Annotated in this window: 15 protein-coding genes; 1 reads left to right on the top strand and 14 read right to left on the bottom strand. The window is 53.8% G+C overall.

Annotated features, from left to right (window positions below):
• Positions 1–12: 12 nt before the first annotated feature.
• Both ACQG19_RS09255 and hinT read right to left on the bottom strand, forming a co-directional pair.
• The gene (locus ACQG19_RS09255; RefSeq protein WP_023621894.1) at positions 13–387 is read right to left on the bottom strand and encodes a YcfL family protein; all 375 of its coding nucleotides are present in this window, start codon (positions 385–387) and stop codon (positions 13–15) included.
• Between the two features lies 1 nt (position 388).
• Positions 389–748, bottom strand: coding sequence for a purine nucleoside phosphoramidase (hinT, locus tag ACQG19_RS09250; protein ID WP_013097111.1), 360 nt, complete (start codon positions 746–748; stop codon positions 389–391).
• A gap of 351 nt (positions 749–1,099) precedes the next feature.
• On the opposite strand from hinT, the gene fhuE reads away from it, so the two are divergent.
• Complete coding sequence (gene fhuE, locus ACQG19_RS09245; protein ID WP_151348060.1) at positions 1,100–3,289, top strand: ferric-rhodotorulic acid/ferric-coprogen receptor FhuE; 2,190 nt, start codon at positions 1,100–1,102, stop codon at positions 3,287–3,289.
• 84 nt (positions 3,290–3,373) lie between these two features.
• On the opposite strand, the gene ptsG is transcribed toward fhuE, so the two are convergent.
• The 12 genes from ptsG to plsX all read right to left on the bottom strand — a co-directional run bounded on the left by ptsG (position 3,374) and on the right by plsX (position 14,908).
• Complete coding sequence (ptsG, locus tag ACQG19_RS09240; RefSeq protein ID WP_013097113.1) at positions 3,374–4,807, bottom strand: PTS glucose transporter subunit IIBC; 1,434 nt, start codon at positions 4,805–4,807, stop codon at positions 3,374–3,376.
• 297 nt (positions 4,808–5,104) lie between these two features.
• On the bottom strand, positions 5,105–5,899 hold the full coding sequence (locus tag ACQG19_RS09235; protein WP_038419109.1) for a metal-dependent hydrolase: 795 nt from the start codon (positions 5,897–5,899) through the stop codon (positions 5,105–5,107).
• A gap of 10 nt (positions 5,900–5,909) precedes the next feature.
• On the bottom strand, positions 5,910–6,914 hold the full coding sequence (holB, locus tag ACQG19_RS09230; RefSeq protein WP_246931447.1) for a DNA polymerase III subunit delta': 1,005 nt from the start codon (positions 6,912–6,914) through the stop codon (positions 5,910–5,912).
• Entirely contained in the window at positions 6,911–7,552 is a 642-nt protein-coding gene (tmk, locus tag ACQG19_RS09225; protein WP_062934271.1) for a dTMP kinase, read from the bottom strand. The genes holB and tmk overlap by 4 nt, the downstream gene beginning before the upstream one ends.
• The gene (yceG, locus tag ACQG19_RS09220) at positions 7,542–8,564 is read right to left on the bottom strand and encodes a cell division protein YceG (protein ID WP_023621898.1); all 1,023 of its coding nucleotides are present in this window, start codon (positions 8,562–8,564) and stop codon (positions 7,542–7,544) included. Before yceG ends, tmk begins: the two co-directional genes overlap by 11 nt.
• Before the next feature lie 2 nt (positions 8,565–8,566).
• Positions 8,567–9,376: an aminodeoxychorismate lyase gene (pabC, locus tag ACQG19_RS09215; protein WP_178327876.1), complete on the bottom strand. Its 810-nt coding sequence runs from the start codon at positions 9,374–9,376 to the stop codon at positions 8,567–8,569.
• 121 nt (positions 9,377–9,497) lie between these two features.
• Positions 9,498–10,739 carry a beta-ketoacyl-ACP synthase II gene (gene fabF / locus ACQG19_RS09210; protein ID WP_028028098.1) on the bottom strand — a complete coding sequence of 414 codons (1,242 nt, stop codon included), beginning with the start codon at positions 10,737–10,739 and terminating at the stop codon, positions 9,498–9,500.
• A 91-nt stretch (positions 10,740–10,830) separates the two neighbouring features.
• Positions 10,831–11,067 carry an acyl carrier protein gene (gene acpP / locus ACQG19_RS09205; protein ID WP_003857954.1) on the bottom strand — a complete coding sequence of 79 codons (237 nt, stop codon included), beginning with the start codon at positions 11,065–11,067 and terminating at the stop codon, positions 10,831–10,833.
• A 154-nt stretch (positions 11,068–11,221) separates the two neighbouring features.
• Complete coding sequence (fabG, locus tag ACQG19_RS09200) at positions 11,222–11,956, bottom strand: 3-oxoacyl-ACP reductase FabG (protein WP_013097120.1); 735 nt, start codon at positions 11,954–11,956, stop codon at positions 11,222–11,224.
• A gap of 12 nt (positions 11,957–11,968) precedes the next feature.
• Positions 11,969–12,898, bottom strand: coding sequence for an ACP S-malonyltransferase (gene fabD / locus ACQG19_RS09195; RefSeq protein WP_222168640.1), 930 nt, complete (start codon positions 12,896–12,898; stop codon positions 11,969–11,971).
• Between the two features lie 15 nt (positions 12,899–12,913).
• Positions 12,914–13,867 (bottom strand): beta-ketoacyl-ACP synthase III, encoded by a 954-nt coding sequence (locus ACQG19_RS09190; RefSeq protein WP_013097122.1) that lies wholly within the window; start codon positions 13,865–13,867, stop codon positions 12,914–12,916.
• Between the two features lie 6 nt (positions 13,868–13,873).
• Positions 13,874–14,908, bottom strand: a complete 1,035-nt coding sequence (gene plsX, locus ACQG19_RS09185) for a phosphate acyltransferase PlsX (protein WP_072007019.1) — start codon at positions 14,906–14,908, stop codon at positions 13,874–13,876.
• Positions 14,909–14,934: the final 26 nt, after the last annotated feature.

Here is a 14,934-nt window from a genome sequence, read left to right as displayed (position 1 = left end):
AAGGTTCACCTCTTACAAATAAAGATAAAGTCTCACCTTATGCGCACCCAGATAGTTGGCGCTACCATAGAGCGTTACCGACGATCCTGCCGGAATGGTCACGCTGCGCGGCGCTTCCAGCGGGTGCATTTCAAGACCCCGTACGTCATACCAGAAGAAACGGTAGTGCACCGTCACCGGTTCGTGTCTTTCGTTAAAGAGCGTAGAGGACGCAGAAGATTTAATTTCACTGATGGTCAACGTAGGTTGTTCTGCGGTGATGCCCGCGGCAAGTACCGAGGACTCCATCACCAGCGTCTGTTCATCACTGACGGGAATGGCCGGGCGCGTGCTGCATCCCACCATTACCAATGTCATTGCCAGCGCTGCAATACGCCCTTTTAACATGTCAAAGACCTTTATGTGACAGCATCGGTCCCAGAGGACGCCCACCCAGAAGATGCATATGAATATGATAAACTTCCTGACCACCATGGCGATTACAGTTCATGATCAAACGGTAACCGTCTTCAGCAATCCCCTCCTGCTCGGCGATTTTCGCGGCTACCGTCAGCATACGGCCTAACGCCACTTCATGCTCGGCTTTTACGTCATTGACGGTGGGAATCAGAATATTTGGAATGATAAGGATATGAGTCGGAGCCTGAGGAGAAATATCTCTGAAAGCCGTCACCAGCTCATCCTGATAAACGATATCCGAAGGGATTTCGCGGCGGATAATTTTACTGAAAATGGTTTCTTCAGCCATGACCTGTTCCTTTGTAGTTTAATCTGGCGTGGTGCGTCCGCTATTAACACAATCTCTGCATGAGTGTGTGGCACAATGGAAGAGTATGAGCGACTTTCTCCTGTCCTTTCAACCTTCTCCCCGGATTTCTTTCCTGAAAGCGTTTCAGCTGACTGAAGAGTAACCGCTCTCGACGCTTCACCACCTGAAACATAATTTCATTTCCTTTTGACACATCTGTTTACAGTGCTAATCACAATGCGTATATTTCGCATTTGCATTTTCATGCGCATTTTTAACATAGAAAACGACGTCAGCCCGTTCTCACGGGACTGTCGCACTCACCTTTCACCATTCAGTAAGGGTTTGATGATGTCTTTCATTAACCACACCAGGGATGGGCAACCGCAGCCAGCCGCCACGCCTTCGTTGCTGGCTGCCTGTATTGCTATGGCATTGATGCCAGCCGTCAGTTTCGCCGCCTCTGCAACCGAAGATACCGTGGTTGTCGAGGGCGGTTTTGATAACGCACAGGACCCGTCCAGCAGTCAGGATACGGACTACAGCGTTAAGACCACCACCACGGGGACGAAACTGTTACTGGTTCCCCGCGATATTCCGCAGTCCGTCAGCGTCATTAGCCAGCAGCGTATGGCAGATCAGAATCTGCAATCCCTCGGCCAGGTGTTAACTAACACCACCGGCGTCACCGCGCAGGTACAGGACAGCGACCGGACGGTATTTTACTCGCGCGGCTTCTTTGTCAGTAACTATGCGTATGATGATCTGCCAACCTCCATCAGCGAAGTATGGAACTTTGGCGACACCGCCGCCGATACCGCCATTTACGATCGTATTGAAGTGGTACGCGGCGCAACCGGCCTGATGTCCGGCACGGGAAATCCCGCCGCCTACGTCAACATGGTACGTAAGCATGCAGACAGCAATGAATTTAAAGGCAATGTCTCCGCCAGTTACGGTAGCTGGGACAAACAACGCTACGTGCTGGATCTGCAGGCTCCGCTGGTAGAGTCGGGTAACGTGCGCGGTCGTCTTATTACGGGTTATCAGGACAACGACAGTTTTGTTGATAACTACCACTACCGCAAAAAGTTCCTCTATGGCGTGGTCGATGCGGACGTGACTGACAGCACCACCCTGTCTGTGGGCTATGAATATCAGGAAAGCGATACCGATAACCCAACCTGGGGCGGCCTGCCAACCTGGTACAGCGATGGCAGCAAAACCCATTACAACCGCAGCCAGACCGTTGCACCAGACTGGGCTTATTCAGATAAAGACAACACCCGTATTTTCGCCAACCTCACCCAACGCTTCGACAACGGCTGGGAAGCCCACATCAACGGCATGCATGCCGACACCAACTTTGACAGCAAACTGATGTATATGTCCGGCTACCCGGATAAAGAGACCGGTGCGGGTATGGTCGGATATGGCGGCTGGAACCGCGGTGAACGTAAGCAGGATGCGGTGGATGCCTTCCTGCGCGGCGGTTTCGATCTTTTCGGTCGCCAGCATGAGATGATGTTTGGCGGTAGCTTCAGCCGCCAGCGTAACCACTATGACAACACCATGCCGGACGCGCTGTACGGCATGGTTGACGTGGGTAACTTCAAAAACTGGAACGGGAATATCGCCGATCCGCAGTGGACCCCCTGGAAGCTTTACAGTCAGGATGATATCCGCCAGTCTTCGGCCTATACCTCAGCCCGATTCTCGCTTGCCGATCCGCTATCTCTGATCCTCGGTGCGCGTTATACCCATTACAACATTCGCTATAACCCGGCGGGCTCCCCGGACACCCGCCTGGAAAGCAGTAAGGATGATGTAACGCCATACGCGGGCCTTGTTTACGATATCAATGAAGACTGGTCAACCTACGTCAGCTATACCTCCATCTTCCAGCCTCAGGACAAGCGTGACGCCAGCGGCCGTTACCTGGACCCGACAACGGGGAAAAGCTATGAAGCCGGGGTGAAAGCAGACTGGTTTAGTACGCGCCTGACCACCTCGCTCGCCCTCTTTCGCATTGAGCAGGATAATGTGGCGAATAATACCTACACCTACATGCCCAGTGGCGAGTCAATTTATGAATCTCTGGATGGGGTCGTCAGTAAAGGGATCGAGTTCGAGCTAAACGGCGCCCTGACCGATAACTGGCAGCTGACCTTCGGCGCAACCCGCTACATTGCTGAAGACAAGCGCGGCAACGCGGTTAGTTCCGATCAGCCTCGTACCACAATGAAGCTCTTTACCCGTTATCAACTGCCCATGCTACCGGCACTGGCAGTGGGCGGCGGGGTGAACTGGCAGAATAAAGTCTGGAACGATGTAGATGGCGGCCCGGCAGGTCGATCACGTGCAGAACAAGGCAGCTACGCGCTGGTTAACCTGTTCAGCCGGTATCAGGTGACTAAAGATTTTGCTGTCCAGGCTAACGTCAACAACCTGTTCGACAAAGAGTATTACGACTACGTCGGCTCTTATGTGGTATATGGCGCGCCGCTGAACGTCTCTGTAAGCGCGAGCTACGACTTCTGAGTGTTCAGCCGCTACCCGGCATAACAAAACTGCAGGCATAAAAAAGGCAGCCATTCGGCTGCCTTAGTCTCCCCAGGTCACAGCTTAGCTGTTGCGGATGTATTCATCCATTTCGGTTTTCAGGTTATCGGATTTGGTACCGAAGATTGCCTGAACACCAGAACCTGCAACAACCACACCCGCTGCGCCCAGTTTTTTCAGACCCGGCTGGTCTACTTTCGCAACATCGGCAACGCTCACACGCAGACGAGTGATACACGCGTCCAGGTTAGTGATGTTCTCTTTACCGCCGAATGCTGCAACCAGTGCCGGAGCCATTTCGCTGGTCGCGCCTGCTTTGCTGTCTTCTGTTGCATCTTCACGACCTGGCGTTTTCAGGTCCAGTGCTTTGATCAGCACGCGGAAGATGGTGTAGTAAACAACGGCGTAGCACGCACCCACGATTGGGAACAGCCACAGTTTGCTGCTGTTACCGGACAGAACGATGAAGTCGATCAGGCCGTGTGAGAAGGACGTACCGTCACGCATACCCAGCAGGATACAGATTGGGAACGCCAGACCCGCCAGAATCGCGTGGATAACGTACAGGATCGGCGCAACGAACATGAAGGAGAACTCGATCGGCTCGGTGATACCGGTCAGGAACGAGGTCAGCGCTGCGGAGATCATGATACCGCCCACTTTTGCACGGTTCTCTGGTTTAGCAGAGTGCCAGATTGCAATTGCCGCGGCTGGCAGACCATACATTTTGAACAGGAAGCCACCAGACAGTTTACCTGCAGTTGGGTCACCCGCCATGTAACGTGGGATATCACCGTGGAACACCTGACCCGCTGCGTTGGTGAATTCACCAATCTGCATCTGGAATGGAACGTTCCAGATGTGGTGCAGACCAAATGGCACCAGGCAACGCTCGATGAAGCCGTAGATACCAAACGCCACAACCGGGTTCTGATAAGCAGCCCACTGAGAGAAGGTCTGGATTGCCGTACCGATTGGTGGCCAGATGAAGGACAGGATCACACCCGTGAAAATCGCTGCCAGACCAGAGATGATCGGAACGAAACGCTTGCCCGCGAAGAAGCCCAGATACTCAGGCAGCTTGATGCGATAGAAGCGGTTAAACATATACGCTGCAATCGCACCGGAGATGATACCGCCCAGAACACCGGTATCCGCCAGGTGTTTCGCTGCGATCTCTTCAGCAGGTAAATGCAGAACCAGCGGTGCAACCACAGCCATGGTTTTCACCATGATGCCGTAGGCAACCACTGAAGCCAGCGCAGAAACGCCGTCGTTATTGGTGAAGCCCAGAGCAACACCGATAGCGAAGATCAGCGGCATGTTAGCAAAGACAGAACCGCCTGCTTCGGCCATTACGTGGGACACTACGGCTGGCAGCCAGCTGAAGTTTGCAGAACCGACACCCAGCAGGATACCTGCGATAGGCAGTACGGATACTGGCAGCATCAGCGATTTACCGACCTTTTGCAGGTTAGCAAATGCATTCTTAAACATAATTGAGAGTGCTCCTGAGTATTTGTGCTTTTTTTACGCTTTCACGCATTGGCCCGGGGGGAGTACCGTGCCGTGGACAGGACATCTAAGCGCCCTTTATTTATTACACAGAGTAAAATAATTCCCTCTGAGTTTGTTTGACGGCTATCACGTTTCAGCTTAAGACGGTCGAAAAACTTTCAGTTATTTACAAAAAGCATTTCTGGATGTGTCTAAAAACACCATCACCGCCCCAAATGAGGCGGTGAACTTTACTCGGTTTAACTATTAATTACGAGCCTAAAAAAAACAGGTGTATCAAACAGAGTGCAGGCGGGCGGGGTCAATATGGAACAGTGTAGAGAAGTTTTCCGTCGTGACGCGGGCCAGCTCTTCGATACTGACGCCCTTCAGAACGGCCATGTATTCAGCCACGTCTCTCGTCATTGCTGGCTGGTTTTCTTTACCGCGATGCGGTACCGGAGCCAGATAAGGAGAGTCTGTTTCCACCAGAATACGATCGAGCGGAACATAACGCGCAGCATCGCGAAGCTGCTCAGCGTTACGGAACGTCACGATCCCGGAAAACGAGATATAAAACCCTAAATCAAGCAGTTTTCCCGCCGTTTCTCTGTCTTCTGTGAAACAGTGTAGTACGCCACCGCAATCCGTCACGTTTTCTTCCCTGAGGATCGCCAGGGTATCGGCGCGGGCATCGCGGGTATGAACGATAACCGGTTTGTTAAGCTCACGGCCAATGCGAATGTGATGGCGGAAGGACTCCTGCTGACGCGCCATGGTCTCCGGCGTGTAGTAATAGTCCAGCCCGGTTTCCCCCATCGCTACCACGCCCTCTTCGGCCGCCAGACGACGTAGCTCCTCGACGTCGTATGCTTCATCCTGATTGAGCGGATGCACGCCACAGGAAAAGACCACATTAGGGCGAACGCCCACCAGCTCACGCATGGTGCGATAGCCCGGCAGCGTGGTAGCCACCGCAAGGCAAAATTTCACATCGCGGGCGGCGGCTTTAGCCAGCACGTCGTCCACGTCTTTATGCAGGGATTGATAATCCAGGCCATCGAGATGGCAGTGTGAGTCGACTAAAAACATAATGTCTCTCTCAGAGATGGGAAACAGGCGGAGTAACGCCTGGTTGCAGGTAATGTTCGATACGCAGTAACTGGTCGGTCAGTACAAGCTCGCGATTAAGACCGGTTACCGTTAAAAGTTGTTCGCGGCTCTGGCAAGTATCGTGCAGGATCGCACGCAACGTGGCGCCTGGCAGACGATTCGCCAGCGTGTTTACCAGTGGCCAGACATCGGGATTGGTCAGCAGCGTGGCCCCCTGTTGGATCTTGAGGGCATCCAGAAGTAAGGCAGCCAGCCAGTGCAGACGCTCGGCAGCCCGATCGCTGTTAAGTGCAGGCAGTACGCTCAACCAGTCACCGCTCTCCAGCGCAGAGGCAACGGCGCGGCAAAGCGCTTCTCGTTGCGACCAGACGTCCGCCTGCAGCAGAGCCAGCGCCGCGGCAGGTGCGCCGCTGCTGAGGCGCAATGCGGACAACGCGCTATCCTGTGACGTTGTCACCTCACGCTCCAGCCAGCTCAGCGCCCACGATTCCTGGGGAGTCGCAAGGTGATGAAGCCGACACCGACTGCGTAACGTCGCCAGTAATCGACCCGGATCGCGGCATGACAGGAAGAACCACGTTTTTTCCGGTGGCTCCTCCAGCGTTTTAAGCAGCGCGTTTGCCGCCGCCTCGGTAAGCAACGCCGCGTCTTTCAGCCAGACGACTTTTGCGCCACCCAGTCGTGCGTGCTCGTATAATTTTTCACTGACTTCACGCACGGCATCGATACCGAGCGCACTTTTGCCCTTCTCAGGCTCCAGCGTGTAATAGTCAGGATGTGTGCCCGCCTGCATCAGCTGGCAGCCGCGGCATTTACCGCAGCTTTTGTGACCTTCTGGCTGCTGGCACATCAGAAAACGGGTGATGGCGTAGATCAACGCATCTTCACCCATGCCCGGCAATGCCTGAATCAGTAACGCATGATGCCCCCGTCCGGCCTGATAGCTGGCGATCAGCTGTTCAAAGTGCGGGCGCAACCATGGGTACCATTTCATGCCTGTTGCTCCTGTAGCCAATTTTTGACAGTTTCCTCAATGGACCGGGTCACCTCTTCCAGGGACTGCGTCGCATCAATGGTGCGAATGGAACTGTCCTGACTGGCGAGTTCAAGATAACGCGCGCGGGTGCGATTAAAGAAGTCGAGCGACTCTTGCTCAATGCGATCCAGCTCGCCGCGCGCGCGCGCGCGCTTCAGGCCCACTTCCGGCGTTACATCCAGATACAGCGTCAGATCGGGGCGGAAATCCCCTAATACTGCATCACGCAACGTTGCCAGCATTGTCTGGTCAATTCCGCGTCCCCCACCCTGATACGCCTGAGTCGACAGATCGTGACGGTCGCCAATGACCCACTTGCCAGCGGCCAGAGCCGGTTTGATGACCGTCTCTACCAACTGCACGCGAGCGGCATAGAACATCAGCACTTCGGCTTTGTCAGTGATAACTTCATCGCCCACGGATTTGATATCCAGCACCAGGCTGCGCAGCTTTTCAGCCAGCTGCGTACCGCCGGGTTCACGGGTAAACACCATGTCCGCAACGCCGAGCGTTTTCAGCGTTTCGATTACCACGTTGCGGGCTGTGGTTTTACCGGCTCCTTCGAGTCCCTCAATGACAATGTATTTACTGCGCATTTTTTTCCTTAAGTGCCTTCAGATAATCCTGAACGGAGCGATTATGGCTGGCAAGGTTGGTGTTAAAGGTATGCCCCCCTTTTCCATCAGCCACAAAGTAGAGATACGGTGTTTTTGCCGGATGCGCGGCCGCCTTAAGCGAGGCTTCGCTCGGCGTGGCAATCGGGCCTGGCGGCAGGCCGCTAATAACGTAGGTATTATACGCCGTCGGCGTCTCCAGATCTTTTCGTGAAATCTTGCCGCTGTAGCTCTCACCCATTCCGTAGATCACGGTAGGGTCAGTTTGCAGGCGCATGCCAATGCGCAGTCGGTTGATAAAGACCGACGCCACCTGGTCGCGCTCTGAAGCCACCGCGGTCTCTTTCTCAATAATTGAGGCCATGGTGACAAACTGGTTTTGATCTTTATACGGCAGGCCATCGGCGCGCCCTTCCCACGCAGATTCCACCGCCGCGACCATTTTTTTGTGCGCACGCTTCAGGATCGCCACATCGGTTGTTCCGGCTGTATACATCCAGGTGTCCGGCCAGAACCAGCCTTCAACCCACTCGGGATGTTCAAATTCAAGTACCGCGGCAACCGTCTGGTAACTGTCATCTTTTAGCGTGTGTTTAATATACGGCGCATCACGCAGCTGTTTGAGGTAATCGCTAAGGCGCATCCCTTCAACAAACCGCAGCGGGAACTGTGCTTCTTTGCCGCTTTCCAGCAACTGCAGCATCTCTCTGACGGTCATCCCGGGCGTGAAACGATAGGTGCCAGCTTTAAAATGAGACAGCTCAGGTTCCACACGCAATAACCACTGGAACACGCGTGGACGATTAATGATTTTATCGCCATAAAGCTGTTCACCGAGCGCCAGTCGCCCGGTTCCCGCTTTCAGGGTAAAGATCGTTTCGTCCTTAATCAGGATCTTACTGTCCGCCAGCTGGCGAACTTTCCACATTCCCGCGCCGCCAGCGATACCCAGCGCAACGATTAGAAGGAGGACAAAGCGCAACATTTTCTTCATGACTATCTGGTTTGCTCACATATCGGGGCTAAAAAAGAGAACAGCTCGCGCGATGGCAAGCAAATTTGACCATAAGCGCGGACAGGTATGACCGGCATCAGCGCGTTGCAAATAACGATTTCATCTGCTGCCTGCAACGCCTCTTCGCGTGCGTTAACTTCGACAACGTGAAAGTCAGAGCGTGCCAGCTGCTGCAAACAAAACTGACGCATAATACCGTTGACTCCCGCCTGTTCCAGCGAAGGCGTGAAAACAGTCTTGCCCTGCCGCCAGAATAAATTAGCCGCACAGCATTCCGTAATGAACCCTTCGCTGTCAAGAACCAGCGCTTCATCGGCTGTCGTCTGCTCAAGATGAGTACGGATTAGCACCTGCTCAAGACGATTGAGATGTTTTATCCCGGCAAGCATGGGGTTTCTTCCCAGACGTACCGGGCTGAGCGTCAGGGTAACGCCCTCTTCACGCCAGCGCGGATACTGGGCAGGATACGCAGAAGCCGACAGGATCCGGGTGGGATGTTGGCAACTGGCACCGCTATAACCCCGTCCACCGCTGCCGCGGCTGATAATGACCTTGAGTACCCCACTGGGCTTTCCGGACGCAAGCTGGCGCATTTCCTGGCGCAACGTGTCCCATTGCGTAAAGGGGATCAGTAACGTTTTGCAGGCCGTTTGCAGACGACGTATATGCGCATCCAGCAGACACACGTCGCCATCCGCAATGCGCGCCGTGGTAAAGCAGCCATCACCAAACTGAGTCGCCCTGTCGCTTGCAGGCAGAGATTCTTGCTCAAGGCCATTGATTAAAAACATGGTGGCTCCTTATGCGTGGGCGTTTAGTCTGGCAGGATGTCGTGCAGCCGACAAGAAGATTAGCCTGAATAAAAAAGGCCCGACAAGCGGACCTTTTTTCACAGCCATAGGGTACGCAGACTCAGATCTTTTTGAAGATCAGAGAACCGTTAGTACCGCCAAAGCCGAAGGAGTTACACAGGGTGTACTCCATTCCACTCACCTGGCGCGCTTCGTGAGGAACGAAGTCCAGATCGCAACCTTCATCCGGGTTATCCAGGTTGATGGTTGGCGGAACAGCCTGGTCGCGCAGCGCAAGAATAGAGTAAATAGACTCTACAGCCCCCGCCGCACCCAACAGGTGACCGGTCATGGATTTTGTGGAACTGACCAGTACGCGGCTGGCAGATTCACCGAAGATAGACTTAACAGCCTGAGCTTCTGCTTTATCGCCCGCAGGGGTAGAGGTACCGTGTGCGTTAACGTAGCCGATTTGCGCTGGGGTAATACCCGCATCGCGAATCGCGTTTTCCATGGCCAGCGCGGCGCCCGCACCATTTTCTGGCGGTGACGTCATGTGATAGGCATCGCTGCTCATACCAAAGCCAACGACTTCAGCATAAATTTTCGCGCCACGTTTTTTCGCATGTTCGTACTCTTCCAGAACGAGCATACCTGCACCATCGCCCAGCACGAAACCGTCACGGTCTTTGTCCCAAGGACGGCTTGCCGCCTGAGGATTATCGTTGCGGGTAGACAGCGCGCGCGCAGCACCAAAGCCACCCACGCCAAGCGGGGTACTGGCTTTTTCAGCACCGCCCGCCACCATAGCATCTGCATCGCCGTACGCAATCATACGCGCGGCCTGGCCGATGTTATGCACGCCAGAGGTACATGCGGTCGCGATAGAAATGCTTGGCCCACGCAGACCGAACATGATGGTCAGGTGACCCGCCACCATATTAACAATCGTGGACGGAACGAAGAACGGGCTGATTTTACGCGGTCCGCCATTCATGAGAGATGAATGGTTTTCCTCGATCAGACCAAGACCGCCAATCCCGGAGCCAATAGCGGCACCGATACGGGTTGCGTTCTCTTCCGTAATTTCAAGGCCAGAATCCTGCATGGCCTGAACGCCAGCGACAATTCCATATTGAATGAAGGCATCCATCTTGCGCTGTTCTTTGCGCGAGATGATCTCTTCACAGTTAAAATCCTTTACTAAGCCAGCAAATTTCGTTGCATAGGCGCTAGTATCGAAATGGTCGATTAGGCTGATGCCGCTCTGACCGGCAAGGAGAGCTTTCCAGGTGGACTCTACGGTATTGCCGACAGGAGACAACATGCCAAGTCCGGTCACAACTACACGACGCTTAGACACGTTTGTCCTCCAGGGAGGGATAAAAAAAGAGATTCGTGGGACTAAAAAAGATAAAACTCAGGCGGTCGAATGACCGCCTGGAGATGTTCACTTACGCCTGGTGGCCGTTGATGTAATCAATGGCAGCCTGAACGGTGGTGATCTTCTCAGCTTCTTCGTCCGGAATCTCAGTATCAAACTCTTCTTCCAGAGCCATTACCAGCTCAACGGTGTCAAGAGAATCTGCGCCCAGGTCTTCAACGAAGGAAGCGGAGTTCACAACTTCTTCCTGCTTAACGCCCAGCTGTTCGCCGATAATTTTCTTAACGCGTTCTTCGATAGTGCTCATACTCTTAAATTTCCTATCAAAACTCGCTTTCGCGATGGTTTTCGTAGTGTATAAAATGTTGAAAAATTTGCAACTAAATCCCGGCAGGTCTTACCACGATTTTACGTTATTTTGAGGCCAATCCCCCCAATAACGCAAATATTTTCGATCGTGATTAAACCATATACATCCCGCCGTTGACGTGGAGGGTTTCACCAGTGATGTAACCCGCTTCGTCAGAGGCTAAAAATGCAACCGCGCTGGCAATTTCTTTAGGGTCGCCTAAGCGGCCCGCAGGAACAGCTGCCAGCGTACCCGCACGCTGCTCATCAGTCAGCGCACGCGTCATGTCCGTTTCAATAAAGCCCGGAGCAACAACGTTTACAGTAATCCCGCGGGACGCGACTTCACGCGCCAGCGACTTACTGAAACCAATCAGACCTGCTTTCGCCGCAGCGTAGTTAGCCTGACCAGCATTTCCCATGGTACCAACCACAGAACCGACAGTGATAATACGACCATGACGCTTTTTCATCATAGCGCGCATTACCGCTTTTGACAGACGGAATACAGATGACAGGTTGGTTTCGATAATATCGTTCCACTCGTCGTCTTTCATTCGCATCAACAGGTTATCGCGAGTGATCCCGGCATTATTGACCAGAATATCCACTTCGCCAAACTCTGCGCGAATATTTTCCAGAACAGATTCGATAGATGCAGGTTCGGTCACATTCAGTACCAGACCTTTACCGTTCGCACCCAGATAGTCGCTGATGGCCTTCGCGCCATTCTCGCTGGTTGCTGTACCAATCACTTTCGCGCCGCGCGCGGCCAGTGTTTCAGCAATTGCACGCCCGATACCGCGGCTTGCGCCAGTGACCAGGGCAATTTTTCCTTCAAAACTCATGGTATTCCTCTTTTATTGCGAGAGTGCCGCTTCAATGGCTTCCGGCTCGTTAATCACCGAGGCAGTCAGGGTGTCAACAATACGTTTTGTCAAACCAGTCAGGACTTTCCCTGGGCCGACTTCGTACAGGTGCTCAACGCCCTGAGAGGCCATAAACTCAACGGTTTTGGTCCACTGTACCGGGCTATAGAGCTGGCGAACCAGCGCGTCACGGATAGCCTCCGGCGTGGTTTCACATTTCACATCGACGTTGTTCACAACGGAAATCGTCGGTGCGTTAAAGGTAATTTTTTCCAGTTCAACCGCCAGCTTGTCAGCAGCAGGTTTCATCAGCGCACAGTGGGACGGAACACTCACTGGCAGCGGCAGCGCACGTTTCGCGCCCGCGGCTTTACAGGCTGCACCTGCACGTTCAACCGCTTCTTTATGACCCGCGATAACCACCTGGCCTGGCGAGTTGAAGTTAACCGGTGAAACCACCTGACCTTCTGCTGATTCTTCACACGCTTTTGCGATGGAAGCATCGTCGAGACCGATAATAGCAGACATGCCGCCCGTGCCTTCTGGCACCGCTTCCTGCATGAATTTACCACGCAGTTCTACCAGGCGTACCGCGTCAGCAAAGGCGATCACACCGGCACAGACCAGTGCAGAGTATTCACCCAGGCTATGGCCCGCGAGCAGGGCTGGCGCTTTACCGCCCTTCTGCTGCCAGACGCGCCACAGCGCAACGGATGCGGTCAGCAGTGCTGGCTGAGTCTGCCAGGTTTTGTTCAGCTCTTCGGCCGGACCTTGTTGGGTCAGCGCCCATAAATCATAACCCAGCGCATCGGAAGCTTCACGGAAAGTCTCTTCGATTACCGGATAGTTTGCTGCCATTTCAGACAACATCCCAACGGTTTGAGAGCCCTGCCCCGGAAACACAAAAGCAAATTGCGTCATCTTTTAATCCTTATCCTAGAAACGAACCAGCGCGGAACCCCAGGTGAACCCGCCACCGAAGGCTTCAAGCAAGACCAACTGGCCCCGTTTGATTCGTCCGTCACGTACCGCTTCATCAAAGGCGCACGGTACTGACGCCGCAGAGGTATTGCCGTGGCGATCGAGCGTCACCACAACGTTATCCATCGACATGCCCAGCTTTTTCGCGGTTGCACTGATAATACGCAGGTTCGCCTGATGCGGCACCAGCCAGTCGAGTGCGGTGCGCTCAAGGCCATTCGCCTCCAGCGTTTCATCAACAATGTGGGCCAGTTCCGTCACCGCGACCTTAAACACTTCGTTACCTGCCATGGTCAGGTAGATAGAGCTATCCGGATTCACACGGTCGGCATTAGGCAGCGTTAACAGTTCGCCATAGCTACCGTCAGCATGCAGATGCGTGGAGATGATGCCCGGCTCTTCAGACTGACCCAGCAGTACGGCACCCGCACCATCACCAAAAATAATGATCGTTCCGCGATCGGTTGGATCGCAGGTACGCGCCAGCACGTCAGCACCGATCACCAGCGCATACTTCACCGCGCCGGATTTTACATACTGATCGGCAACGCTCAATGCGTAGGTGAAACCCGCGCACGCTGCGGCAACGTCAAACGCCGGGCAGCCTTTAATACCGAGCATATTCTGCACCTGGCACGCTGCGCTTGGGAAAGCATGCGTGGCCGATGTTGTGGCAACCACGATCAAACCAATCTGATCTTTATCGATGCCCGCCATCTCGATAGCACGCTGTGCAGCTTCGTAACCCATGGTGGACACGGTTTCGTCTGGCGCGGCGATACGACGTTCACGGATACCTGTGCGCGTGACAATCCACTCGTCAGACGTATCTACCATTTTTTCCAGATCGGCGTTGGTTCGCACTTGTGTTGGCAGATAGCTGCCGGTACCAATAATCTTCGTATACATGTACGCTCAGTCACTTTTAGCTAATACAGATTCCAGGCGAGCGGCAATCCGCTGAGGGACTTGTCGCTGCACCGCCTGCACTGCCTGTTCAATGGCGACAGTAAATGCTCGCTGATTGGCGGCACCGTGACTCTTGATCACAATGCCGCGCAATCCTAACAGACAGGCGCCATTATACTGGTCGGGGTTGAGGTGACTGAATCGCCGCGTCAGGCTTTTTTGTAACCAACGCTTTAATAAAATCAGCCACCAGGCGCTTTTTTTACTTTCTCCCTGCGATTTGAGGAGAGAAAGGAACATTCGCACAACCCCTTCCATGGTCTTCAACGTCACGTTTCCAGTGAACCCATCACACACCAGAACATCCGTTTTCCCCGTCAGCAACTCATTGGCTTCGAGATAACCAATATAGTTGATGGAGGGAACCTGTTTAAGCAATTCGGCAGCCTCACGAATGCTGTCCAGGCCTTTGGTCTCTTCTTCACCTATGTTCAGTAACGCAACACGGGGATTGGTGATCCCGACCACTTCTTCTGCCAGCACCGACCCCATCACGGCAAACTGAGCCAGCATTGTACTATCACAATCGACGTTAGCGCCCAGATCGAGCACCACCGTTTTGCCCTTTTGCTGATGCGGGAGTACCGTCACCAGCGCCGGACGCTCAATGCCCTCAATAGGCTTCAGCAGTAATTTCGACAGCCCCATCAGCGCGCCGGTATTTCCCGCGCTGACGCAGGCCTGCGCACGTCCTTCTTTTACCAGCTCCAGCGCCATTCGCATAGAGCTGCCACGGCTATTGCGAATCGCCTGCGATGGCCGGGCATCACTGGCAATAACTGACTGCGCAGGAATAATCTGCAGACGTGAACGTTGTTCGAAGTCAGCTTTTGCAAGTAATGGCGTGATTGTGTCGGGATTGCCGACTAAAAGAAGTGTGAGTTGCGAATTAGAATTCAGTGCCTGCAATGCTGCAGGCACTGTCACGGAAGGCCCAAAATCTCCTCCCATGACATCTAACGCCAGGGTTAGACGTGTCAAGGTATCGTCGCAGCCTGGTTCGGTAA

Origin of the sequence: Enterobacter cloacae complex sp. 277I4, from assembly GCF_050031465.1 — a bacterium.
Classification (GTDB): Bacteria; Pseudomonadota; Gammaproteobacteria; order Enterobacterales; family Enterobacteriaceae; genus Enterobacter; species Enterobacter cloacae.
Note: the sequence above shows the minus strand (reverse complement) of the source record. Positions and strands in the feature narration are given on the sequence as shown.

Excerpts from the sequence above, each read along its gene's own strand:
- holB (WP_246931447.1), bottom strand. The coding sequence starts at position 6,914 with ATGAAATGGTACCCATGGTTGCGCCCGCACTTTGAACAGCTGATCGCC.
- ACQG19_RS09255 (WP_023621894.1), bottom strand. The coding sequence starts at position 387 with ATGTTAAAAGGGCGTATTGCAGCGCTGGCAATGACATTGGTAATGGTG.
- pabC (WP_178327876.1), bottom strand. The coding sequence starts at position 9,376 with ATGTTTTTAATCAATGGCCTTGAGCAAGAATCTCTGCCTGCAAGCGAC.
- ACQG19_RS09190 (WP_013097122.1), bottom strand. The coding sequence starts at position 13,867 with ATGTATACGAAGATTATTGGTACCGGCAGCTATCTGCCAACACAAGTG.
- fhuE (WP_151348060.1), top strand. The coding sequence starts at position 1,100 with ATGTCTTTCATTAACCACACCAGGGATGGGCAACCGCAGCCAGCCGCC.
- fabG (WP_013097120.1), bottom strand. The coding sequence starts at position 11,956 with ATGAGTTTTGAAGGAAAAATTGCCCTGGTCACTGGCGCAAGCCGCGGT.
- hinT (WP_013097111.1), bottom strand. The coding sequence starts at position 748 with ATGGCTGAAGAAACCATTTTCAGTAAAATTATCCGCCGCGAAATCCCT.
- ACQG19_RS09235 (WP_038419109.1), bottom strand. The coding sequence starts at position 5,899 with ATGTTTTTAGTCGACTCACACTGCCATCTCGATGGCCTGGATTATCAA.
- tmk (WP_062934271.1), bottom strand. The coding sequence starts at position 7,552 with ATGCGCAGTAAATACATTGTCATTGAGGGACTCGAAGGAGCCGGTAAA.
- acpP (WP_003857954.1), bottom strand. The coding sequence starts at position 11,067 with ATGAGCACTATCGAAGAACGCGTTAAGAAAATTATCGGCGAACAGCTG.
- fabD (WP_222168640.1), bottom strand. The coding sequence starts at position 12,898 with ATGACGCAATTTGCTTTTGTGTTTCCGGGGCAGGGCTCTCAAACCGTT.
- yceG (WP_023621898.1), bottom strand. The coding sequence starts at position 8,564 with ATGAAGAAAATGTTGCGCTTTGTCCTCCTTCTAATCGTTGCGCTGGGT.
- ptsG (WP_013097113.1), bottom strand. The coding sequence starts at position 4,807 with ATGTTTAAGAATGCATTTGCTAACCTGCAAAAGGTCGGTAAATCGCTG.